The following is a 24,078-nucleotide window of genomic DNA, read 5'->3' as shown; positions in this document are numbered from 1 at the left end:
TCATTCCCTTCAATTTAAACGCTCAATACGTTTCGCCCCGTATTGATAAACGAAACCGATACTAAATACTATGCTTACGACTAGTAAAATTCCCGTCATCATGAAATCTTTCGTCGCAAGGGCGAATATAACTGTAAATACAACGCTGCCGGTAATAAGGATCGCATTTAATAAGACAAGAAAATCTTTCTTCTTCTCTTCTCCCCCTACCGGATACAAATCAAGCCAAATCTTCATGCGGTGATGTTTCCATAAAGTTAATAGCTGATAACCGATTAAGTATAGGAAAATAAGGCTTACGATAAATCGTCCATATAAAAACGGAATGAAGTAAAGAATAACTCCTCCAAGAGCGAGCAAACGCATATATAAACCGAAATAGTTACCAGATCGTAAAAACGTTCTCGTATATAAGTATAAATATGTACGCTTCTCACCAATCATCGAAAGAATGAAATCAAGCCATTTTCTACGTGCTACTCTTTCTTTTAATGCTGGTACATCAACGAACATGTTCGCGATGCGGTACAGCAGCATCATCTTCTTACCTTCTTCAGAAATTAAGTACTCCCAGTTTAGCGGCTTTCCCTTCACCATTTGATGCAGTACTACAAGGTATAACACCATGAGAAGGACGATTCCGCCAACAAAAATAACGGAAGTACGCTCTACAAGAAAGTACACAAATAAGCCGTTTAAAATAAAACGAATGAACCAATCAGCTCTTTGTATATTTTGGTCTGTTAAAAATGATTTTTCCCATGCAACGAATAAGTTCCACGCTTTTACAATGACAAACGCGAGTACAATCCATATGTAAGCCGCTCCTGTTTGCTTCATTTGTTGGAAGTATAACGGGGCAAGCGCTGCCGCTACAATTGCGATTATGTATAACTGAATCATAAACGTAAAGAGAAATGCCTTTGTAAAGTACGGTTTTAACTTTTGTTCAACTGGCAGTAAGTAAACGAGATCTGCTTCTTTTAATAACGTTTGAATGGATCCGGCCGTTAATACGAGTCCAAGTAACACTGCCATAACGAGCGCTGTCGGAAATGAAGGTGTTAACGTTTGTAACCATTGCTGATAATAATACGCTCCTGCGCCGATGATGAATACGAAAATAAATTTCAAATGATCATTAAATACGTATTTACTATATGTACGAACTTCTTTTAGAAAGTGACGAAATCGTTCTTTCCATAATGCTGTGCTATTCATAATCTTCTTCCTTCGTTAATGCAATATAAATATCATCTAGCGTTGCACCTGGCATATTAAAATCGGATTGCAGCTCAGATAATGTTCCCTTCGCTCTTACTTCGCCTTGATGCAAAATAATGAACGAATCACAATAACGCTCTGCCGTCGCTAAAATATGTGTACTCATTAAAATTCCTGCACCACTCTTTTTCATTTGATCCATCATTTGAAGGAGTGATTGAATCGCTAACGGATCCAGTCCAACGAACGGTTCGTCCACAATGTAAAGAGATGGTTCCACTAAAAAGGCACTCATAATCATTACTTTTTGTTTCATCCCTTTTGAGAAATGAGATGGAAACCATTTTAAACGATTTTTCATGCGAAATTCTTGTAATAGTTGTCCTACACGTTCTTCATATTGTTGTTCATCGACACCGTACGCCATCGCTGTTAATTTCAAATGTTCTTCTAGCGTTAGCTCGTCATATAATACTGGTGTTTCTGGGATGAACGAAAAACTAGAACGGTACGCTGTCATATCATCACGAATTGTTTTCCCGTTAATTGTGACAGTTCCTTTTTTCGGTTCCATTAAACCGATAATATGTTTAATTGTCGTACTCTTCCCGGCTCCATTTAAACCGATTAAGCCGACAAGTTCGCCTTTATTCACAGAGAACGAAACATCTTTTAGTACAGGTCGTTTCGTATATCCTCCTGTAACATTTTCTACACGCAATAACTCGCTCATACGACACCACTTTCTTCATTAGTATTCATTCTATATTCATCTTACCAAAAATAGCGCTGTACTACATAGTATCGATGCCCTCAAAAAAAAATTTAAATTTGTTAGCATATATTTTTACGAAAGCGGACATCATAATTAGTGAAGAAGGAACACATTGAAAAAGCAACCACCAATTGATGAGTACAACAACATAGTGAAGTCATCATGAAATGGGGTGTCCATGTTGGACAAAGAAATTTACACATAACCAGATCATTTGTTTCATTTTCGAAACGGGGTGTCTCCGAAAGAGCATATACTGTTTTAAAAAATAAACAATTTCCTTTTATAAAGATTGCAATTCATTTCACTTGAAAATGGGGTGTCTGCGAAACGTAAATTACGATAATGCTTTTTCAATCCCTCTTCAGAAAACAGGAAGCTGAGTCAGCTTCCTGTTTTTCGTGTTTGTTCTCTTATATAATTATGGTAAAATACGGCTAAGGCTACTTGAAAGGATGAGATCAATGAACCATACAGCGGACAATTGTATTTTTTGTAAAATTATTGATGGGCAAATCCCTTGCTCAAAAGTATACGAAGATGAACATGTGCTTGCATTTTTAGATATTAGTCAAGTAACAAAAGGACATACTCTTGTTATTCCAAAAGTTCACAAACAAGACATTTTTGCGTTAACGCCAGAAATCGCATCACACATTTTTTCTGTCGTTCCGAAAATCGCAAATGCGATTAAAGCAGAGTTTAATCCAGTTGGCTTTAACCTACTTAACAATAACGGTGAAAAAGCTGGACAAACTGTGTTCCACTTCCACCTTCATTTAATTCCACGCTACGGTGAAAACGATGGTTTCGGTGCTGTTTGGAAATCACATCAAAATGAATACACAATGGAAAATTTACAAAACATCGCAAGTACAATTGCACATAGTGTGGAATAGTGACACTATAATAAGAAGTAATACATAACAAGCCACTTTCCTAAAGTCATTACATATTGCACGGCTTGTTTCTCCATTCAAGATGCCGGGGACTGTGTACTTTTCTTCCCCTTATCTTAAAGATATGCATATTTTTTCACATCATGAATACGAACAAAAAATAAGGAGGTTTCCTTTTATGTCAAAAGCTAAATCCTTTATTACAGGTGTCATTTGCGGCGGAGCAGTTGCTGGATTAGCCGTTCTTTTCTCTACTCCTTCTTCTGGTAAAGCTATGCGCGGTAAGCTAAAAGAAAAAGGAACTGATATTAAAAAGACTTTAGCTGATATTACAGCTGATACAAAATTATTAAAACGTCAAATCGTTGAAACTGCTTCAGAAGGTAAAGAAGTGTTTCAAGAATTAAAAGAAGATATGCAAGACACGCTTTCTAACTGGAAGCAAGATATTTCTCAAAACAAACGACATATTGAGCAAGAAATTTTGGACATTCAAAAATCAATTGAGAAACTACAAGAAGCTGTTCCGGAAAAAGCGTAAACAAATTCCTGCTTAGTTTTTTGCATATAACAAATATTTTTTATATAAATTGACCTTAACACGGCATATCACACAGATATGCCGTGTTTTTATGCATTTACAATATATGTTATCACTTAACATGTAAGGACAACACATGTATTCACGACTCATAAAACGCTTCCATAGTTATGCATGATTTGTATAGAATGTCATTTTTCCGAAAAATTTTCACAATTCTCACAAAAAGACTTTATTAATTTTTACTTTACTGGCATAATAGATAGTAATGAAAAAGAATGTTAAAGTGGGTGAGTAAATGAAAAGTGGAGAAAAAGATTACTCGGTAAAAGAAGCGATGATTTTCAGCCAACGCATTGCTCAATTATCGAAAGCGTTATGGAAATGTGTAGAGAAAGATTGGCAACAGTGGATTAAGCCTTACGATTTAAACATTAATGAGCATCATATTTTATCAATCGCTTATCATTTAAAAGGGGCTTCTATTTCTGAGATTGCTAAGTTTGGAGTTATGCACGTATCAACGGCGTTTAACTTCTCGAAAAAGCTGGAAGAACGCGGCTATCTTGTATTCTCGAAAAAAGAAGATGATAAACGAAATACGTACATTGAGATTACAGACAAAGGGGAAGAATTACTACTTCGCTTAATGGAGGAGTATGATCCTGAAAATAACTCTGTATTTAATGGGGCTCTTGCACTTCGTAATTTCTATGGTAAGTTCCCAGAAAATATCGAACTTATCGCTATCTTGCGCAATATTTACGGACAAGACTTCATCGATATTTTTGAGAAATCATTAGAGAATATTGAGGAGAATTTTACGGAATCCGATCAGAAGTTAGTTAAGAAGTAATCTATTTATTTTTTCGCAATCATGCTTAAGAATTCATTCATAAGCGGCTTAAATAAACCTTGTTTTGCTAGCGCTTCCGCAGTTTCGTGTACTTCGAGCTGATGTGGAAGCGCTTTTTCAAATTGATCTAACAGCGCATCGAACAAAAGAAGTCCTTCTGCTTTCTCCACTACATATTGCTCGTTCAGTATTTCACAAAGATGTAGTATACGTTCAATATCTTTTTTGCGGGCTTTTTTCTTTATGATCAAAGAATAAAATGGACACTTTTCTTCATCAATCATTTTAAATAGTAGGTCTACGTAGTATTCAGCTTGTTCTAATCTTCTAACAACGTCCATTTTCTCCCTCTCTTTCTAACACAAAGTCTTCTATTTCTGAATTTTATAACACGAACAAAATATCGTATGATACAATATATAAAGTATATGTATTTTACCAAAAGGAGGTCTCGCCTCATGACACTTATAACAGTTGTTTTTGTCGCATTCGCACTTCTTGTTATATTTTACACGAATTTCATGACACATACACTGTGTGAACGAAAACAAATAGCTGCGAGCCGCCAACCCAGTGTCTTTCGGGTTATTAATGTATGTATAACAATTTTATTAATTTCTAGTTATATAGAAATTATATTTCATGGAAAGTGAGGAAGGAAAGCCCCTTCCTCACTTTTTTCCTCTATAAGCAAATTATACCTACTATAACCAATAAAATAAACAGTACAAGTAATAAAATAAGTTGAGAATTCATCCCCATCCCCTCCTCTTTTCTGTATATGCGGCATGCGCCCAATATGGAACACCTTCAAAATCTGACACGCACTGGTTAAATTTTCTTTATCAATATGAAATTGAGTCGAAATATGATATATTAAATTTTGTACATATTGCTTATACTATGAAATAAATGACACGCATCTTAACTTTATCCTCAGCCTCGGTAAGCCCTGTTAAGCGCGCTTTACCAATATACAAAGCAAAAGTATCAGTGAGACTTAATCGGGCTCTTATGAATCAAAATTCATTGGTGTAGGATAAATTAAAAATACATAATAGTAGGAGTGTTTATCGAATGAAGAAAGCTATGCTTGCCTTAGCCGCAACAAGTGTAATCGCATTATCAGCATGTGGAACATCATCATCAGACAAAATCGTTACATCTAAAGCTGGTGACATTACAAAAGACGAGTTCTACGAGCAAATGAAAACACAAGCTGGTAAACAAGTACTAAACAACATGGTAATGGAAAAAGTACTTATTAAAAACTACAAAGTAGACGACAAAGAAGTAGACAAGAAGTTCGATGAAATGAAAAAACAAGTCGGTGATCAATTCGATACACTATTAAAACAACAAGGTCTTAAAGAAGAAACGTTAAAAAATGGTGTTCGTGCTGAATTAGCTCAAGAAAAAGCTATCGAGAAAACAATCACTGATAAAGAACTAAAAGAAAACTACAAACCTGAAATTAAAGCAAGCCACATTCTTGTAAAAGATGAAGCGACTGCGAAAAAAGTTAAAGAAGAACTTGGACAAGGTAAATCTTTCGAAGAGTTAGCGAAACAATACTCTGAAGATACTGGTTCAAAAGAAAAAGGCGGAGACTTAGGATTCTTCGGCGCTGGTAAAATGGTTAAAGAATTCGAAGATGCTGCTTATAAACTGAAAAAAGATGAAGTAAGCGAGCCTGTAAAATCACAATTCGGTTACCACATCATTAAAGTTACAGACATTAAAGAGCCAGAAAAATCATTCGAACAATCTAAAGCTGACATCAAAAAAGAATTAGTTGCGAAGAAAAAACAAGATGGCGAATTCATGAACGATCTTATGATGAAAGAAATCAAAAAAGCGGACATCAAAGTTGACGATAAAGATTTAAAAGATCTTTTCGAAGAGAAGAAAGCTGACGCTAAGAAAGACGAAAAGAAATAATGAAAAGCTCGGGATTAGCCCGAGCTTTTTTTGTTTGCCCTCTTCTCGCGATACATTGCGTCTAGATTCGGTACATGAAATTATGTAGTTGATTTTTGTGAATCTAAATTATATCAGCGATTTTTCAATTATATCGACCGCAACTCTAATTATATCGGCGATTTTTCAATTATATCGACTTACCGACAAAAACTGACAATGATCGCGATCCCCTCTTCAAGAAAAACAAAAAACCTCGATTCCGCCACACGGAACCAAGGTTTATCTTATTATCATTGATTAAATTAAAAAACTATGTTAAATTAGTACAGAAACACGTTTTCAAAAAATAAAAAGAACGTATTTATCCGTATCTTAATTTTACACCAAAACACATCTTCAGTCAACCTCTATTTTTCACTTTTAAAGGAGTGCTTACGTATGAACAAAAAACTTGATTTAGAGCAAAAACGATTGGATACCGTAATAGAAACGATTACGGAGCAAATTGATAAACTGGAAAACGAAACTGGCAGACGCCGGGCGGAAGTAATCCATATTCGTAAAAACTTTTGGGATGACGTGAAAGTGAATACTGATACTTTTGATGATTACCTTGAAACAGTTATCAACTTAAGACAACAAGCTCAGTCACTAGCTGTCACACAAATTACCCATAAGCACACCTTTAATCGACTTGCCGCATTAAGACGCATGCATAAAGCACCTTACTTTGGGCGAATTGATTTCAAAGAAGAAGGAGAATCTGCTGCGGAGAAAATTTATATCGGCGTGGCTACACTTACTGATGCAAGCGGAGAAAACTTTCTTGTATATGACTGGCGCGCACCCATTTCGAGTGTGTACTACGATTATCCACCAGGACCAGCTGAATACAGTACACCAGGCGGCGTAATCCACGGTAATGTGGAGAAAAAATTACAATACATTATTCAAAATGGCGAGATTGATTCTATGTTCGATACGAGTCTTACAATTGGCGATGAAATCTTGCAACAAGCGCTCGGTAAAGGCACGAACAAACATATGCAGAGCATCGTTGCTACGATTCAGCGCGAGCAAAATGAAATTATTCGTCACGATGAAGGCCGACTACTTATCGTGCAAGGAGCTGCTGGTAGTGGTAAAACGTCAGCTGCCCTGCAACGAATCGCCTACTTACTATATAAATATCGCGAATGGTTAAAAGCAGATCAAATTATTCTCTTCTCCCCTAACTCTATGTTCAATAGCTACGTTTCTAACGTACTACCTGAACTCGGTGAAGAAAATATGCAGCAAGTGACATTCCAAGAATATTTAAACCATAGACTCAGTAAGTCATTTGATGTTGAAGACCCTTATGAACAATTAGAATATATGTTAACTGAAACGAATAGCCCTACCTATAAAACGAGAAATGCGAGCATTCGATTTAAAGCATCTACTCAATTTTTCGAGATGATTAGAGCGTACAGACAATCTCTTGAATCTTCAGGCATGCTATTTAGAGGAATGAAATTTAGAGGAAAGTTAATTGCTTCTGCTAAAGAAATTACAGAGCAGTTTTACAACACAGACTCCTCCCTCCGCTTCCATAATCGAATTGAAAAGTTAACAGATTGGCTAAATAAACAAATAGATGCAATTGAAAAAACAGAACTGAAAAAGCCTTGGGTAGAAGAGGAAATTGAATTACTTAGTAAAGATGAATACCAAAAGGCTTATAAATATTTACAGAAAAAAGGCGAGTTTGAAGACAACTCCTTTAATGATTATGAGAAAGAAACGAAAGTACTTGGACGTATGATTGTCCGTAAAAAATTGAAGCCGCTTCGTAAAGGCGTTCAAACATTGCGCTTCATCAATTTCACAGGCATATATAAACAACTCTTCACAGATGCATCATGGGTTACTGGGGAAAAACCGAAAGAGTGGGATGACATTTGCTCATTAACAGTAAACATGCTCGATGAAGGAAAGTTATATTACGAGGATGCGACTCCATTTTTACTTTTAAAAGAATTAATTGAAGGCTTCCAAACGAATAGATCAATTAAACACGTACTGGTAGACGAAGCACAAGATTATTCACCGTTTCAATTTGAGTTTTTAAAACGTCTCTTCCCTGCTGCAAGAATGACTGTACTCGGGGACTTTAACCAAGCGATATTTGCCCATGCGAGTGAAGCAGTGAATTTCAATACACTTACTAGCTTATACGGACCAGATGAAACGAACGGTATCAACTTAACTCGTAGCTATCGCTCAACAAAACCAATTATTGAATTTACACGTGCTCTCGTACCGGAAGGAGAGAACATTCACGCCTTTGAACGTGACGGCGAAAAACCTACAGTGACGAAAGTATCGAATGATAGCGAACTGCACGAACATATTACCGCCAAAGTTGCTGAACTACAAAAACAACAGCACAATACGATCGCAATTATATGTAAATCTGCAGCTGAAAGCGCCGCTGCCTACGAAACACTTAGTCATATCGAGAATATTAAACTTGTGAAAAGTAACTCAGCCGAGTATGAGCAAGGCATCGTCGTGATCCCTGCTTACTTAGCAAAAGGTATCGAATTTGATGCTGTTATTATTTACGATGCTTCTAAAGATGCGTACAGCGATGAGAGCGTTCGTAGATTGTTCTACACTGCTTGCACGCGCGCAATGCATGAACTGCAACTTTATAGCGTTGGCGAGGTTAGTCCTTTTATACTTGGGGCTAATTCGGAAAGTTTTGAAGTTATTACACCTTGATGTGAATCAGGGTGTTTCTTTTTTCATGAAGGATTTAAACCTTAAAAGTAGAATATATCAGTTTAGAAAAAGCTAAGGAGTGACAAGATGACCCATTATTTTATCGCTATTTATGAAGGCGTGTTCCCTAACGAAAAATTACATAACATTTTACAATCTAATCCTACTTTTACCACCCTAAACGTCCGCCCTCTCGAAATCTCATCACCAAGACCTTTCACATTATTAGTTGGCGCAGAACATGATGCTCTTACCATCGGCCTTACAGATACATACCATTTATTAACGAAAGAGTTACAAAAACTAGAAGAACAAGAAAAGTACTATTACGTATACGATTATAAAATTAGAAAGACCATCGATAACCCGACCGAAAAATGTTTTCCATTAGCCAAAATTAATATAAGTGTTACGAAATTCCATAAGATGATTCAAAAAGTAAAAGATTTAAAACGACCAGTATTTGCAGGTTATAATATCACTTCTCATGATGCAGACATACTTACACTTGATGTACTTCTATCTTCACCTTTATTAGATCCTAACACTTCCGAAAAAGATGCGGAAGAATACACTTATTTACAACAACTAGCTGAATCGATATCTCGTTCTGAATTATGTATTTCTATTAAAGCGAGTGCACTTATTTAAACAAGAAAAGAGGGTTATTTATCATAACCCTCTTCCACTATCTATTTTCGTTTGTACTTGATCATAATAATGAATTCTTTTAGCATCAAGGTGTTCTTCTCATACTAAATGAAATATCCTTACGCCGATATACACTCAGCACGATCCCCATTATAAGCGCATGAAATACAGTCGGCGTTAATCCGTAGCTAATAAAAGGTAAGGATATAGCAGTAATAGGTAATAACCCTAAAATCATACCAACGTTATAAAGGAATTGAACTACGAAAAGAGTCATTCCTCCAATGAGAAGCAATTTACCATACCGATCATTTATTTTATAAGATATGAACACTAACCTTACTACGAAAAGAGAAAGAACGAAGACAAGAACTAGCGCAAGCACATATCCATAATAATAAGTCAAACTTGCAAATACAAAATCAGTATCTGGATTAGGGATGAGCTTTACATCTCCATATGTACCAAACCAACCTGCTGACGACATTACCTCTTTTAAACGTATATACATAAATCCTGCACCCTGTGCATCACGCTCTGGATTCAAATACCCTAAAAATCTATCCAAATAAACTCCTTTTACTGTGGACCAGGAAAAAGAGGCCCCTATAATCAATAAACAGATTGGTACAATTGTAATAATTAATGCCGTTTTCTTTCCTAATTTACTCCACCAAAGCATAACAAAGATCATTGCGATATAAATAAACATTGTTGAAAAAGCGGATCCAATTAAGAATAAATAGAGAGAAAATAAATACAAAGCGACAAGATACCTAACTTTTAACCTACTATTATTGAAAAAAGAAGCCCAAGCTAGAAAAAAGAACGGCACCGCCATTAAACGACTAATTGCAACGGGACCAATTTTTATTAACGGTTCTCCAGCCACCAAAACGCTCGGAAAACAATATAATATTAACAAGATAAGTACACCAATTGTGTAAAACAGCCACCCTAACCTCTCTAATTTCCGGTAATCAGTCAGCATCATCACTGCAACTGTTGCACTACCTAGAATAACAGATATCACCTTATTCATTAGTAAGTCATCCATATATCCAAAAGCTATAACCGGCAAAAACCCTAACCCCATAGCAGCCACTAATAAAATAAGTAAGAACCAATCCACCTTCGGCTTATGAAGTTTATTAAGTTCTTGCCCTAGTTTAATCGGACTTCCCATTTGCTCAACAGCTTTATCTTCAGCAATTTCCTCGCTTAATCCTTTATCCATCCACATATTCTTCGTCTGTTTTAAGTGAAAGTCTAGCTCAGTTGCTACAAAGCTCTTTGCTTCTTTTGATTTAATATGATTCGTAACTTCGCTTACAAAACGCTCCCCTTTTTTGTTCAATTTTTTCTCACTCCTGTACTAAGCCTTTTAATATAAATCGTACCTTCGTAGCATTCTTCTCTGCCTTTCGCAGCATCTTGTTTCCTTTATCATTTAATTGATAATATTTAGCTCCCGTGTGATCCCAGCTAGATTGGATAAAGCGATTCTGCTCTAGACGATGTAATACAGTGTATAGAGACCCTTCATTGCCTTCGAATTTTTGAATCCCTCTCCCCCGCAGTAACTGCATCAATTCATAACCCGTTTTTTCATTCATCAGAAGTTGCAACACTGCTAAAAGGATATCTTCTTCCTTTTCGGATGATTGATTGATTTTTTCACGCACCTGCTTTCGGTGTTGATCAGAAAAACTCAAATGTTTAAACGTTGTATTCTCCATTGATTTTCGCAGGCCTTTTAATCGATCTTCCATTTGATTATTCCTCCAATCCTTTCTTCAAAAGCTCCTTCGCTTTTTTCAGTCTCGTTTTTATCGTGTTTTCATTCACGTCTATTACAATAGCAATCTCTTTAATTGATAATTCTTCATAATAAAATAGATAAATCACTTCTCGATATTTTACCGGTAAACTCATCACTGCAGAAGCGAGCTCACGGTCCTCCGCATTTTGAATGACAATTTGTTCGACACTATCATTTTGAACCCCAATATAAGCAGATTCATCCTCTGCCACGATCACCTTTTTGTTATACCAACTCTTTATATAGTCCTTACATTGATTAATCGCAATTCTCCATAACCACGTTTTCACATTCGACTTCCCTTTGTATGTATGAAGAGATTTATAACATTTCACAAATATATCTTGCGTTACATCCTCAGCAACCTCTTTATTATTCACATACGAATACACAAGCTGCAGGACTTCTTGTCCATACTTGTTCATGATTTCATCGATAAGGAGTTCCTTATCTTCTATTTCAAACGCTTCTATCGTTAATTCATCCACATCATTTCCTCCTTCCCATATATTAGACGACGCACTGTATGGAAAAGTTTTATAAATGTATAAAAAATACGGATGGCAATAACGTTTTTTATAAAACCCTTTCCAGATACTTACATATAATAAACCGAATAGTCGTTACAATACATTCACCTGAAGAGCGTCTTCCTCCCAAAGCGCTCTTTCATTTTGCAATAAGGATTTTTATAGTCAAGATTCCCCTCAGCTCTAAAGACCGCTAAATGAAAAAGAGAACCCATTTAATCGAGTCCTCCTTCTTCCTAACGCTCACTTAAAGAATCTAATATCTCATAGCCATACAAAGAGGGCTTCATAATATCAAAACCAATAAAGTCTTCATACTTCTTATCCGAAAAATAAAATACGATATTATGAAATAACACTTTTTGCAAATGAGTATCCTGAGAAAGTCTAAATGAGTATATGTATTTATTATCATTTGAAGTTTTCTTTTTATATATTTTACTCCTATTTGCTAATTCTTTTAATTTGCGAGCATTTTCTCCAAAAAACTCAATCCCCACTATGCGATCAAATTGATCTATATCTAAATTTAATGTCGGATTTTCTTCTAATTCTTCAGTCGATTCAATCTTAATTTCTGAAGTGAATGGAATTACATACAGATATGCCATCTGGATTTCAGAATCGTAAGTAATTAATTTTTTCATGATACACCTCATATTGGTATCCTTATTTTTTAGTTATGTTTGTTTATTTAACAAGAAACAAAGTTGAATGAAAACCTTAACTTGTAGGAGACTCACAAACAAGTTTCATATGACAAACCACACGAACCAATCATTTAAAACTAGGGCTTTTCATCCATATGTCTTGTTCCCTATTTTAAAACATAATACAATTGAAATGTAACTTAATAAGCTATAACTAGTAGGTGTGATAATCATCTCTTCCATTTTGAAAAAAGGGGGGAGGTGATAATATGATCGCGATGTTTGTAATTAAATTAGTGTATGGTATCCTAACCGGAGCTGGCGTTGTCATCGGTAGAAGATACGTCGGTCCGTGGCTAATTTCTGTATACAAAAAAGCGAGAACCACCCTGCTTCGTGGAAAAGGTAAGGGCGGTTCTCGGCTAAAACGTTAATGTAATTGTCTTATAACCGCACCTACTACCACCACAATAGCAAGTTAGGTTACACAAGGCAGAAGTTTCTCAGGCTTCTGTCTTCTTTATTTTATGCAAAATTCATACTACATACTCTATCATCATTGTAACACATTTTATTTATTTTTAGTCAAGGTAAAAACCACCTGAAGGGCTCCCCTTCAGGTGGTTCTCTATTTTACGCTAACGCAGCTGCCTGCTCTTGTTGATCTACAGGAATTACAGCGTCTGTTAATGCTTTTTCTAATTCTGCTGTGTATTTCATTTGCTCTTCTTTGCTCCAGCCTAGTTTCGCAGCCATATAGTTGATTACTGCTTCTTTCCACTCGTATACCCAGTGAATGTTGAAGAATACAGCGCCTCTGCGGCGTACGAAGAAGTCAACTGGTTTTGCTGTCATTTCGTAATCCATTGCGTATACAAGTGGGATTAGAACGTCAAGCGGCATGTTGTATTCTTTCGCTTCGTCTTTATGTTTTTTCGCTAAGTCGAACAGTACGTCAACGTTAGAACCGTAGAATTTCGCGAATTCTTCCGCTTGTGCTGTCGTTAAACCGTATTTCGTACCTTCGCCTGCTTTTTTCGCAACGAATGCTGGGAATCCATGTGAACCATCTACATGTCCACCAGAGATTGGCATATGTTTCGTGTCGCTCTTCGGATATGCACTATGACCTTCTTTTTGTAGTAAGTTCGTTACGTAGTCTACTACCATTTCAGCCATTTTACGGTATCCTGTTAATTTTCCGCCCGCAATTGTAATTAAACCAGATTCAGAAGTCCAAATTTCATCTTTACGAGAAATTTCAGATGCATTCTTTCCTTCTTCGTAAATTAACGGACGTACACCAGCCCAGCTTGACTCCACATCTTTTTCTGTAATTTTCACACTTGGGAACATGTAGTTAATCGCATTAATGATATATGTGCGATCTTCTGTTGTCATGTGCGGTACAGCTGCGTCTTTATCATAGAACGTATCTGTTGTACCTACGTATGTTTTTCCACCGCGAGGAATCGCGAACACCATACGTTTATCTGGTGTATCGAAGTAAATAGCTTGCCCTAATGGAAAACGTTTTTGGTCAATTACTAAATGCACACCTTTTGATAACTGAAGTACTTTCCCTTTTTTCGAGTTATCTTTTTCACGAAGTGTATCTACCCAAGGACCAGCTGCGTTTACAATTTTCTTACCGTACACTTCATACACTTCGCCATCTAGTAAATCGATTACACGTACACCGCATACTTTTCCATCTTTATATAAGAAACTGTCTACTTTTGCGTAGTTAACAGCTTTCGCACCGTGTTCAATCGCTTCTTTCATTACTTCAATTGTAAGACGCGCATCGTCTGTACGATATTCTACGTAGTAACCGCCGCCCTTTAGTCCTTCTTTTTTTACAAGAGGCTCTTTGTTTAATGTTTCTTCACGGTTAAACATTTTTCTGCGCTCGCTTCGTTTTACACCTGCTAAGAAGTCATATACACGAAGACCAATTGATGTACTGAATGATCCGAACGTACCGCCTGTATGGAACGGAAGTAACATCCACTCTGGTGTTGTTACATGGGGACCGTTCTCATATACGATCGCACGCTCTTTCCCCACCTCTGCTACCATTTTCACTTCAAGTTGTTTTAAATAACGTAGACCACCGTGTACAAGCTTCGTTGAACGACTTGATGTACCTGCTGCAAAGTCCTGCATTTCAAACACAATTGTGGATAACCCGCGTGTTGCCCCATCTAATGCAATACCAGAACCAGTAATACCTCCACCAATTACGATCACATCTAACTCTTGTTTATTTACTCCATTTAATACGTCTTTACGTTGTTTACTTGAAAATTTCATGGTAATTCCTCCCTTTGATAACGAAAAAAGAGACCACGAACTCCGCTATAGATTTCGCCTCTATAGCGTGTTGTGGTCTCTCCAAATCTCCTACCGAATTATTAACTTGTCACCATTATAACACTGTTTATGATTATTTGAAAGCTTTTGTTGCTTCAATTGCTTTTTTCCATCCAGCATATAGCTCTTCGCTTGTTTCCGCTTCCATCGTTGGTTCAAAGCGTTTGTCCATATGCCACTGTTCTTTAATTTCATCTTGGTTTTTCCAATATCCAACCGCAAGACCAGCTAAGTATGCTGCACCTAAAGCTGTCGTTTCATTGATCACCGGACGCTCTACAGGAACATCTAAAATATCACTTTGGAACTTCATTAAGAAGTTATTTTTAACTGCTCCGCCATCAACGCGTAATGTTTTCAGTTCAATGCCTGAATCTGCTTCCATTGCACATAATACATCTTTCGTTTGGTACGCTAAAGATTCTAGTGTTGCACGAATGAAATGCTCTTTCGTCGTACCGCGCGTTACACCAAACATAGCGCCGCGTACTTCACTATCCCAGTACGGTGTACCTAATCCTACGAATGCTGGTACAACGTATACACCGTCAGTTGATTCAACGCGAGAAGCATATACTTCACTCTCACTTGCATCTTTAAACATACGCATTCCGTCACGTAACCACTGAATTGCAGAACCTGCTACGAAAATACTTCCTTCTAATGCGTAGTTTACTTTACCATCTATACCCCATGCAATTGTTGTTAATAGGCCGTGCTCAGAAGCTACTGCTTTTTCACCTGTGTTCATTAACATGAAGCAACCAGTTCCGTACGTGTTCTTCGCCATACCTTCACCGAAACAAGCTTGTCCAAATAATGCTGCTTGTTGGTCACCAGCTACACCTGCAATCGGTATATTTTGACCGAAGAAGTGATAATCAATTGTTTCTCCATATATTTCAGATGATGGACGTACTTCTGGAAGCATGCTCTTTGGCACTGTTAACATGTCTAGAAGCTCATCATCCCACTGTAAGTCGTGAATGTTAAACATTAATGTACGTGATGCATTTGAGTAATCCGTTACGTGCGCTTTACCGCCAGACAATTTCCATACAAGCCACGTATCAATCGTTCCGAATAATAGATCGCCGTTTTCTGCTTTTTCTCTTGCACCTTCAACATTATCTAAAATCCATTTTACTTTCGTACCAGAGAAGTATGCGTCAATTAAAAGACCTGTTTTTTCGCGAACCATTTCGCTATACCCTTTTTCTTTTAACTCATCACAAATCTCCATTGTTTGACGAGATTGCCATACGATTGCGTTATAAATTGGTTTACCAGTCGTTTTATCCCATACAACCGCTGTTTCACGTTGGTTCGTAATACCGATACCAGCGATTTGTTCTGGTTTTACATCTGCTTCGCTTAAGCAAGTTGCGATAACTGCTAAAATAGATCCCCAAATTTCTTGTGCATTATGCTCTACCCAACCTGGCTTTGGAAAATGTTGTGTAAACTCTTTTTGAGCTGAATGAACAATTTCACCTTTTTTATTGAACAGAATTGCGCGTGAGCTAGTTGTTCCTTGGTCTAAAGAAAGAATATATTTTTTCATATCGGTTTCCCCCTATGCTACTTTTCTACTATTTGTATTGCTTTCACTTTTTTTACTTGTCATATAAGAGATTGCTAGTATAATCACAGTTGCAATAATCACATAAATAAGTGCTACATTTTGTTTTCCTTCAAATACAACTTGATGGAATAATCCTGCAAGTGATCCGCCTAAAATTGGACCAACTACTGGAATCCATGCATACTTCCAGTTTGAACCGCCCTTTCCTGCAATCGGAAGGAAGAAGTGTGCGATACGCGGACCTAAATCACGAGCCGGGTTAATCGCGTATCCTGTTGTTCCACCTAATGATAAACCAATACTTACAATTAAGAAACCTACGATAAATGGATTTAAACCATCTGCAAATTTATTTGCTCCAATTGCTAATATACCAAATACTAAAACGAATGTTCCAATCATTTCACTTAAAAGGTTTGTAAATGTGTTCGGAATTGCTGGACCTGTCGCAAATACACCTAACTTTGTTCCTGGATCTTCTGTTTCTTTCCAGTGTGGTAAGTAATGTAAATATACGAGAACTGCCCCGATAATTGCCCCAATCATTTGTGCTGCGATATACATAGGTACGTCACTCCATGGGAACGCTCCCTTAAAAGCAAGTCCTATCGTTAAAGCCGGATTTAAATGTGCCCCACTAATTGATCCAACCGCATACGCTGCCATAGCAACTGCTAAGCCCCAGCCCATTGTAATAACAATCCAACCAGAATCTTTCGCAAACGATTTCTTTAAACTTACACCAGCGCAAACGCCGCCACCAAGTAAGATTAACAACGCAGTCCCTACTAACTCTCCTAAAAATGCTGACATAGTATCCCTCCACAATCAATTTAAACGCTTCCAAATGTGATAGAGGTAAAATGAATGGCCATTCGTTTTTGTCAAAAGAAAAAGACCCACAGCTTTGCACGCTTCTATATAAGTTTATATAGAAACAATGAAATGTGGATCTCTACTTTTCTCCGTCACGTTTATTAACTTGTCTATAATGTTAACCTCTCATGAAAGCGGTGTCAACAGAATTTTTTCACATTTTCGTCACTTTTTTTGGTAATGTTTCCATAGTTCCCGTTTTGATGTCGTAATTGCTGTCGCACCAGCATTTAACGCTTTCTCCACATCATCAACTGTACGAATAAAACCACCCGCCAAAATCGGTACACCAGTACGCTCTTTCACTTCAGCGATAATGTCCGTCATTGCCCCTGGAAGCACCTCTATATAATCTGGCTTCGTCTTTTCTAAAAGATTGCAACTCTTCTCCATTGCACTCGAATCGATTAAAAAGATACGCTGAATTGCCACAACACCTTTTTGCTTCGCCTTCATAATTACGCTCGCCTTTGTCGAAAGTAACCCGTATGGTCTAAATTCCTGGCATAAATACTCCGTCGCATGCCCATCACTCTGCAAGCCATGAATTAAATCCACATGTAAAAACACCTTTTTACAATATTGCTTCGCAAGTGATATAACACTCTTCAATTGACCGACATGAATATCTAAAATAACGATATATTCATACGAACTATGTAGTAACTTCTCCAAATCTTTAATTTGCCTCACTGCCGGCAAAATCTTTTGTTCATGAAATTCCATTCTATATGTCCCCTTCTTTATGTCATCCTATCCTTTATAGTACACAATTTAAGTGAAAAGAACAGCTAGTGTCGGGGATTTCTTTCAAAACTTTCTCTTACCTATATATTTTCTTCAACTTATCAGATCCCATACCACCTATAACCATTAATAAGAGCGGTAAAAAATTCATTACATACGGTGCATCCACTATAATTGTAATGCTCGCTCCTGCAAACTTATTTAACATCCACACAACGATTTTTGTAACAAATAAAAATACGCCCATCATAAATAAGCTATCAAAAAACACCTTCCATTTTGGATATGCCAACTGCTTACTATCTTCAATAACTTTCTGTGTCAACTCTTCATCACTCCTTAGCAACTCATCAATCGTAATACCGAACAGATCGCTTAAATGAATAATAATTTCAATGCTCGGATAGTTCTTTCCCGTCTCCCATTTAGAAACAGATTGCCTACTTACATGAATCTTTTCAGCCAAATCATTTTGCGACCAATTTCGTTTTTCTCGTTCTTCTTTTAAACGTTCACTAAAAATCATACTGTGTTTATCACCTCTCTATGCCTAGTATGGACAAATACATGATGAAGAGTAAAGCGAGTTGTCGTTGCATAGCCTGTGCAACTTGTGCGTTACAGGTTGTAATTGCGCTATGTATTGTGTCAATTCCATATATTTTTCTTCTATAATAATTTCCCGAACAATAATACAAAGAACCGATACTGGTAAAGACTAAATGAGGCATAAAAAATATGCTACCCTTTCTTATCATTCTCCAGAAAGAATAACGTAAATATTCATTTTCAAACCTTTTCATCAAAAAGAAAAGAAGCTAACAATACATTGTTAACTTCCCCGCTGAAAGCAAAATAGTATTTTTCCTTATCTTCTAATATCTAGGTTGTGATTGAATATTTGTAAGATGAACATCATACATATCAATGATTTCAAGAAATCTATCAGCTTCACGGAAAACATGGTCTGCTAATAATGGATGGATGATACTCTTTATTTTACATTGTTCAATTAAATCACGTGCTGTTTTCTTAAAATCCCGAAGAGATGCAACCGACACACGATTTTGATCTAAAAATTGATCTAAAAGAGGGACTGTTTGGGATTGTGGTTTCATAGATTCTAAGTCAATTGCTTGATACATTAATGCATCAAAATCATTGCTAAAATTCCGCGCTGTATCTACAAGCTTTCTTTCTGATGGATCAAGAAGATGACCAATAAATTTAGCATGGTCTGCCATAATCCTTAGAAAGAAAACATTTTCTTTAATAATGGCATCAGGAAGGGCATCTAATTTCCCTTCATTTAATTGTATTAAACGTTTTCTAAAATAGTCAGCTTCCCTACTTGTGTGATCAACTAACAGCGGAAAGTTATTTTGTCCTGGCAATTTACATGTGAGAATCAATCCTAAAATTTTTCGTTTAAATCCCCAAATATTAGTTGCGGCTTGTTGTACTTCTGCATTAAATCTTTTGATTTGCTCAGGATCTGTTTCATTTGTATAGGAATGCGCTATTTGTTCGATATGTTCAAACAATCGATAAAATTGATTCGCCTCTTCGATTAGTTGCGTATCCTCGCATCTAAATCCCAAGCGAAGAAAAAGAGAATGCTCCTTCATGATTCTAGACCAAAAACGAATTTCATTTAATGAACGTTCAACAAACATTACAGATGTAACACCTGTATCCGGATGTAATGTAGTTTCATCCCTATGCATTGTTAATCCCTCCCAGTAAATATCGCGCTAGTTCCATTCTTATGAGAAAAAATATATATAAATACCATCAGTAAAAGTTCATGATGAATTTCGTATACATGCTCTCCAAAAAGAAAAAAGCTATCACCTAGATGTAAAGTTTTACTAGATGATAGCCTTTCAACATTTCTATTAAAGTAATACAGAATCCTTATCACTATCCTGATTCCGTTTCTCTCGCTCTTCTTCTAAACGCTTCATATACACTTCGCCTTCTTTTTCGATAAACTCATTATCCATATCTTGCTCTTTTTTTGAAGTATATAAAACCATGTAGCCACTTAATACGATCCCAACGATTACAAGATACACCCACCATGGTAAAGTTTCCACTGTACTTCATTCCTTTCCTTAGACAAGCCTTATTAGTTTCACTGTATGAGGAAAGCAGTGGATTTATGCTTAAAATTTATTGTGGATTCTTCGCGAAGAACGCTTGTACATATTCCATAAATTCGATTGGCTCCTGACGAAACGGTGCGTGGTATCCTTTTTCAATAATATGGAACGTACTATCCGTAAATAGCTGATGATACAGTTCACCATTTTTCCAAGAAACGCTCTTATCGTGTCGTCCCCATATAATTAAAGTCGGCACCTTAATTTTATCAGCTTCCATCGCAATGCGGCGCTCTCTCATTTTCGTCAGCTGATCATAATGCTCTTTATCATCGCGACTATTTTTCACTGCATTTTTATTGTAATCTGTAATCTCTGTTACAGTTTGTAAGTCCGTTGATAGCGGCGGCACTTCATAGCTTTCTTTTTGCTGGAAAGACTCGATCCCTGTAGAATCCGCTAAAACGAGATGCGTTACTGCATCCGGATATAAATACGCTAAATTTAGAGACATCTCTCCGCCCATCGAATGACCAAGTACTGCGAATTGATCGTATCCGAGTTTCTTCATTAACTTATAATATAAATTCACTTGCGCAGGAAACGAATACTGAAAATCAACCGGCTTCGAAGAACGTCCAAATCCTAAAATATCAACCGCGATAATCGTATGGTCTCGTGCAAGTTCCGGATAAATATCACTAAACCCATCTGAAGAACCACCAAACCCGTGAAGCATAAGTAAAGGCGGCTTCCCCTCACCAATTTGCTTAAAGTATATCGTCTGCCCATCAATCTGCGCCATACTCTCTTTCGTATTCAGCTTCATCATAACATTATTTTTCACTTCTCCAACCTTCGCAATCGGCTTATCAACGAAGTTACATACGATTAACAAAACGAGCACAATACCGCTAATAAAATAAAATTTAAACCCTTTCAACATTCCCGTCTCCTTTCTCTTGTTGCTATTTAAAGTTTTTACATTATTTGGTTGTTTTATAATTAATTTTAATTGTAACTATAACAGTTACAATTATACTAAAAAAATATTACTCACTGCCATTAGTGATGGTTATTTTGTAACTATTATAGTTACATATTTAAAGTAAGTCAATTCTTTTCTCTACATGGCCTAATAACAAAGAAAAGGACTTCATGTTGAAGTCCCTTTCTTTGTTATTATAGTTGGCTTACTCCGCCGTCTCCTCTATTATCTGCTGGTGCTCCGCCATCTCCTTTATTGAAATTGGCTGGCGCTCCTCCTGTATCTCCTATATTAACGTAGTCTGGTTTTGCTGGTGCTGGAACATCACCGTGCTCCGCTTGTTGTACAAAAGAACTATTTAAACCGACAGATACAATACCAACTAACACTATACCAGTTACAGTCATACCTATTTTTTTAAACATTATTTTAATGCTCCTCTCTCTATCTTCTTCTCTTTTGCCTGTAATGCTTTGTAAAAATAATCACTTGCTTTCATGTAATTAGCATCCTCACGAAACTTTATTGCAAGTTTTTCCACATATTCCTGAGTGTAACTATATAAAGATTCTTTATCAAAATAAGTAATTCCTTTAAGGATAATCTGCTCTAATTCTTTAATAGGAACATTACCATTTACTGCTTTTAAAATACTAAAATGATGTATATACTCTTCATTTTCTAACTCCATACAAATATTTAATCCTCTATCAATTAATTCTTCAGCAATGTTTGTTTCTCCCAGTTTAAAATGTTCCCTAGCTTGTAGGAAAATCGCTTTGAAATGTGCTGGGAATTTCTCTGTTACTTCCGAAAGATGTCGAATAGCTAGTGCAGAAAGGTTTTGACTTGCGTATAGCCACCCTAAATTATGACGTACCCTTAAAAGCAATATAGCGTTATCCTGTTTTTGTAGAATATCTATCGCTGAATTTAGACACTCTTCTGCTTGTTCATATTGCTTTATTTGTATGGCAGTTAGTCCTAAAAGATTTTGAGATAAAGCAATATTCATATCTTGTCCTGCTTGTTTTGAAAAAATTTCTTTAGCTTTATTTACATATTTTATTGTATTCATTGGTTGCCTTGTATTGTAGAAAAATGCAGAAAGACGATAACAGAATTCCCCATATTCTAATTCATCAGGAATATATTTTATTAGTGTTTTGGCCTTCTCATAACATCTACTTGCATCATTGTAATTTGATATTAGAGTTGCATGCATTGCCTTAAAAAAATAATAGTAATATGACAAACGATTTTCAGACGTTTTATAAATTTCATCAATTTTATCAAAACTATTTTTAGTAATTTGTAAGCCATCCGCCAGCACTTTATATCTAAAATCTAATAAAGAGTAATATAGCCATAAATCCCCATCCTCTTTTACATTAGAAAACTCACTCTCAATATCTTCCTTCATTTCCCTAGCCTTCTCTATATTTTGCTGCAACATTACACGATACCAATCATCTAAAGAATGTTTCATTTGCTCCCTTGTTACTACATCTGCTCCCATACACTCGCATCCCCTTTTCTCCAAACTTACAAAATTTGGATATTTATACAATTATCCAAATTGTATATTATCACCTCTTTTCTATGTATTGAAAAATAATTGTCAGAAAATTAAATATTTTAATTAATTATACCAAAGTTTTCCTTTTTGATAACTTGAGAAATAATTGTCAGAAAACTTCATGAAACAAATAAAAAAGCAAGCAGTTCCAGCGATCAGCTAAAACTACTTGCTCTCCTACTTACTATTTTTATTCTTTAATAAATTCTTTCGTACTTCTCACTGTATCAATTGGACGAACTAATTTTTCGATTTCTTCACGTTTTGGCTCTAAGAATGGAGGTAAAGATAATTTTTCGCCAAGTGTTTCGTATGGCTCATCTCCCATAAACCCTGGGCCATCTGTTGCAAATTCAAATAAAATTTGTGGTGCAACTCTTGCGTATAATGACTCGAAGAAGTGACGGTCTACATAGCCAGATGAAGGAAGCCCTACGCTACCGATTCTCTCAATCCACTCTTCTAATACAGCGCGATTTTCTACGCGGAATGCAGCATGGTGAACTGTACCAAAACCTTGTTGTGCTTCTGGAAGAACCGTATTATGTTCTACAATGACAGATGCACCGTTTCCGCCTTCGTTTACTTCAAATAAATAGAATTCTCCTTCTTGTGCAACCTCTTTAAACAATAGAACTTTTTCTAACACTTCTTTAAAGAAACTAAAGTTTGAAATGCGGATAAATACAGGGCCTAAGCCAGTAATTGCATATTCTAATGGAACTGGACCGTTTTGCCACGGTGTACCTGATTCTATCCCGTTATCTAATTCATCTGAGATTAATTGATAGTGTTGATCATCAAAGTCAACGAAAGAAAGAGTTTTCTTACCAAATTGCTCTTTAATGCCTGTATGTTCCACTTCAAGACGATCAAAACGTTTCACCCAATATGCTAATGCTGCATCAGTTGGAACGCGGAATGAAGTTTTTGAAATTTCATTTGTACCGTGTACTCCTTTTGGAATACCTGGGAAGTCAAAGAATGTCATATCTGTTCCTGCACTACCTTTATCATCTGCAAAGAATAAATGGTATGTTTGAATATCATCTTGATTTACTGTTTTTTTAACTAAACGCATTCCTAAAACGCGAGTGAAAAACTCATAGTTCTTTTCTGCACTACTTGTAATTGCTGTAACGTGGTGAATTCCTTTTAATTGGTTCATTTTATATTCCTCCA

The 24,078-nt window shown here is 36.3% G+C and carries 26 protein-coding genes; 8 read left to right on the top strand and 18 right to left on the bottom strand.

Features of this window, described 5'->3' with window-relative positions:
• Positions 1-9 precede the first annotated feature (9 nt).
• Together ecsB and ecsA are read right to left on the bottom strand one after the other, a co-directional pair.
• A complete protein-coding gene (ecsB, locus tag QCI41_RS23690; RefSeq protein WP_001089119.1) occupies positions 10-1,221 on the bottom strand; it encodes an ABC transporter permease EcsB in 1,212 nt (403 codons plus the stop codon).
• A complete protein-coding gene (gene ecsA / locus QCI41_RS23685; protein ID WP_001292606.1) occupies positions 1,214-1,957 on the bottom strand; it encodes an ABC transporter ATP-binding protein EcsA in 744 nt (247 codons plus the stop codon). The genes ecsB and ecsA overlap by 8 nt, the downstream gene beginning before the upstream one ends.
• Positions 1,958-2,463: 506 nt before the next feature.
• Between ecsA and QCI41_RS23680 the strand changes: the two genes are divergently transcribed.
• The 3 genes from QCI41_RS23680 (at position 2,464) to QCI41_RS23670 (ending at position 4,295) form a co-directional block, all read left to right on the top strand.
• Positions 2,464-2,898, top strand: a complete 435-nt coding sequence (locus QCI41_RS23680; protein ID WP_060489209.1) for an HIT family protein — start codon at positions 2,464-2,466, stop codon at positions 2,896-2,898.
• A 178-nt stretch (positions 2,899-3,076) separates the two neighbouring features.
• Positions 3,077-3,439, top strand: coding sequence for a YtxH domain-containing protein (locus tag QCI41_RS23675; protein ID WP_000030297.1), 363 nt, complete (start codon positions 3,077-3,079; stop codon positions 3,437-3,439).
• Positions 3,440-3,737: 298 nt separating this feature from the next.
• Entirely contained in the window at positions 3,738-4,295 is a 558-nt protein-coding gene (locus tag QCI41_RS23670; protein ID WP_000834920.1) for an HTH-type transcriptional regulator Hpr, read from the top strand.
• Between the two features lie 5 nt (positions 4,296-4,300).
• Here QCI41_RS23670 and QCI41_RS23665 read toward each other — a convergent pair whose 3' ends face one another.
• Positions 4,301-4,636: a DUF1878 family protein gene (locus QCI41_RS23665; RefSeq protein ID WP_000383646.1), complete on the bottom strand. Its 336-nt coding sequence runs from the start codon at positions 4,634-4,636 to the stop codon at positions 4,301-4,303.
• 117 nt (positions 4,637-4,753) lie between these two features.
• Here QCI41_RS23665 and QCI41_RS23660 point away from each other — a divergent pair, with 117 nt between their 5' ends.
• The 4 genes from QCI41_RS23660 (at position 4,754) to QCI41_RS23645 (ending at position 9,638) form a co-directional block, all read left to right on the top strand.
• Complete coding sequence (locus QCI41_RS23660; RefSeq protein ID WP_000172691.1) at positions 4,754-4,948, top strand: hypothetical protein; 195 nt, start codon at positions 4,754-4,756, stop codon at positions 4,946-4,948.
• Positions 4,949-5,372: 424 nt separating this feature from the next.
• Positions 5,373-6,236, top strand: a complete 864-nt coding sequence (prsA, locus tag QCI41_RS23655) for a peptidylprolyl isomerase PrsA (RefSeq protein WP_353836510.1) — start codon at positions 5,373-5,375, stop codon at positions 6,234-6,236.
• 420 nt (positions 6,237-6,656) lie between these two features.
• Positions 6,657-8,987: an RNA polymerase recycling motor HelD gene (gene helD / locus QCI41_RS23650; RefSeq protein WP_353836511.1), complete on the top strand. Its 2,331-nt coding sequence runs from the start codon at positions 6,657-6,659 to the stop codon at positions 8,985-8,987.
• A gap of 87 nt (positions 8,988-9,074) precedes the next feature.
• Positions 9,075-9,638 carry a hypothetical protein gene (locus QCI41_RS23645; RefSeq protein ID WP_353836512.1) on the top strand — a complete coding sequence of 188 codons (564 nt, stop codon included), beginning with the start codon at positions 9,075-9,077 and terminating at the stop codon, positions 9,636-9,638.
• Positions 9,639-9,723: 85 nt separating this feature from the next.
• On the opposite strand, the gene QCI41_RS23640 is transcribed toward QCI41_RS23645, so the two are convergent.
• The 4 genes from QCI41_RS23640 to QCI41_RS23625 form a co-directional block, all read right to left on the bottom strand.
• Complete coding sequence (locus QCI41_RS23640; RefSeq protein WP_353836513.1) at positions 9,724-10,995, bottom strand: FtsW/RodA/SpoVE family cell cycle protein; 1,272 nt, start codon at positions 10,993-10,995, stop codon at positions 9,724-9,726.
• A 7-nt stretch (positions 10,996-11,002) separates the two neighbouring features.
• The gene (locus tag QCI41_RS23635) at positions 11,003-11,410 is read right to left on the bottom strand and encodes a PadR family transcriptional regulator (RefSeq protein ID WP_353836514.1); all 408 of its coding nucleotides are present in this window, start codon (positions 11,408-11,410) and stop codon (positions 11,003-11,005) included.
• A gap of 4 nt (positions 11,411-11,414) precedes the next feature.
• Positions 11,415-11,948, bottom strand: coding sequence for a sigma-70 family RNA polymerase sigma factor (locus tag QCI41_RS23630; RefSeq protein ID WP_088092908.1), 534 nt, complete (start codon positions 11,946-11,948; stop codon positions 11,415-11,417).
• Between the two features lie 278 nt (positions 11,949-12,226).
• The gene (locus QCI41_RS23625; RefSeq protein WP_353836515.1) at positions 12,227-12,637 is read right to left on the bottom strand and encodes a DUF2283 domain-containing protein; all 411 of its coding nucleotides are present in this window, start codon (positions 12,635-12,637) and stop codon (positions 12,227-12,229) included.
• A 272-nt stretch (positions 12,638-12,909) separates the two neighbouring features.
• On the opposite strand from QCI41_RS23625, the gene QCI41_RS23620 reads away from it, so the two are divergent.
• Complete coding sequence (locus QCI41_RS23620) at positions 12,910-13,074, top strand: hypothetical protein (protein WP_000561154.1); 165 nt, start codon at positions 12,910-12,912, stop codon at positions 13,072-13,074.
• 199 nt (positions 13,075-13,273) lie between these two features.
• On the opposite strand, the gene glpD is transcribed toward QCI41_RS23620, so the two are convergent.
• From glpD to QCI41_RS23565, 11 genes are all read right to left on the bottom strand, one after another.
• Positions 13,274-14,956 (bottom strand): aerobic glycerol-3-phosphate dehydrogenase, encoded by a 1,683-nt coding sequence (glpD, locus tag QCI41_RS23615; RefSeq protein WP_353836516.1) that lies wholly within the window; start codon positions 14,954-14,956, stop codon positions 13,274-13,276.
• 133 nt (positions 14,957-15,089) lie between these two features.
• The gene (gene glpK / locus QCI41_RS23610) at positions 15,090-16,580 is read right to left on the bottom strand and encodes a glycerol kinase GlpK (RefSeq protein ID WP_353836517.1); all 1,491 of its coding nucleotides are present in this window, start codon (positions 16,578-16,580) and stop codon (positions 15,090-15,092) included.
• 12 nt (positions 16,581-16,592) lie between these two features.
• Positions 16,593-17,414, bottom strand: a complete 822-nt coding sequence (glpF, locus tag QCI41_RS23605) for a glycerol uptake facilitator protein GlpF (protein WP_353836518.1) — start codon at positions 17,412-17,414, stop codon at positions 16,593-16,595.
• Positions 17,415-17,642: 228 nt separating this feature from the next.
• The gene (gene glpP / locus QCI41_RS23600) at positions 17,643-18,203 is read right to left on the bottom strand and encodes a glycerol uptake operon antiterminator GlpP (RefSeq protein WP_060629825.1); all 561 of its coding nucleotides are present in this window, start codon (positions 18,201-18,203) and stop codon (positions 17,643-17,645) included.
• 97 nt (positions 18,204-18,300) lie between these two features.
• Positions 18,301-18,750 (bottom strand): helix-turn-helix domain-containing protein, encoded by a 450-nt coding sequence (locus QCI41_RS23595; RefSeq protein ID WP_199714228.1) that lies wholly within the window; start codon positions 18,748-18,750, stop codon positions 18,301-18,303.
• 349 nt (positions 18,751-19,099) lie between these two features.
• Positions 19,100-19,951 (bottom strand): DUF2935 domain-containing protein, encoded by an 852-nt coding sequence (locus tag QCI41_RS23590; RefSeq protein ID WP_353836519.1) that lies wholly within the window; start codon positions 19,949-19,951, stop codon positions 19,100-19,102.
• 171 nt (positions 19,952-20,122) lie between these two features.
• Entirely contained in the window at positions 20,123-20,323 is a 201-nt protein-coding gene (locus tag QCI41_RS23585) for a sporulation YhaL family protein (protein WP_000449223.1), read from the bottom strand.
• 76 nt (positions 20,324-20,399) lie between these two features.
• Entirely contained in the window at positions 20,400-21,272 is an 873-nt protein-coding gene (locus QCI41_RS23580) for an alpha/beta fold hydrolase (protein ID WP_353838809.1), read from the bottom strand.
• Between the two features lie 239 nt (positions 21,273-21,511).
• Complete coding sequence (locus tag QCI41_RS23575; RefSeq protein ID WP_327973834.1) at positions 21,512-21,742, bottom strand: Phr family secreted Rap phosphatase inhibitor; 231 nt, start codon at positions 21,740-21,742, stop codon at positions 21,512-21,514.
• On the bottom strand, positions 21,742-22,836 hold the full coding sequence (locus QCI41_RS23570) for a response regulator aspartate phosphatase (protein WP_000500581.1): 1,095 nt from the start codon (positions 22,834-22,836) through the stop codon (positions 21,742-21,744). Before QCI41_RS23570 ends, QCI41_RS23575 begins: the two co-directional genes overlap by 1 nt.
• A 250-nt stretch (positions 22,837-23,086) precedes the next feature.
• Entirely contained in the window at positions 23,087-24,064 is a 978-nt protein-coding gene (locus tag QCI41_RS23565; protein ID WP_353836520.1) for a ring-cleaving dioxygenase, read from the bottom strand.
• Positions 24,065-24,078 lie beyond the last annotated feature (14 nt).

It is taken from the genome of Bacillus cereus group sp. MG4 (assembly GCF_040460055.1).
GTDB classification, from domain to species: Bacteria; Bacillota; Bacilli; order Bacillales; family Bacillaceae_G; genus Bacillus_A; species Bacillus_A wiedmannii.
The sequence above is the reverse complement of the archived record's forward strand: the minus strand, read 5'-3'. Positions and strand labels throughout refer to the sequence as shown.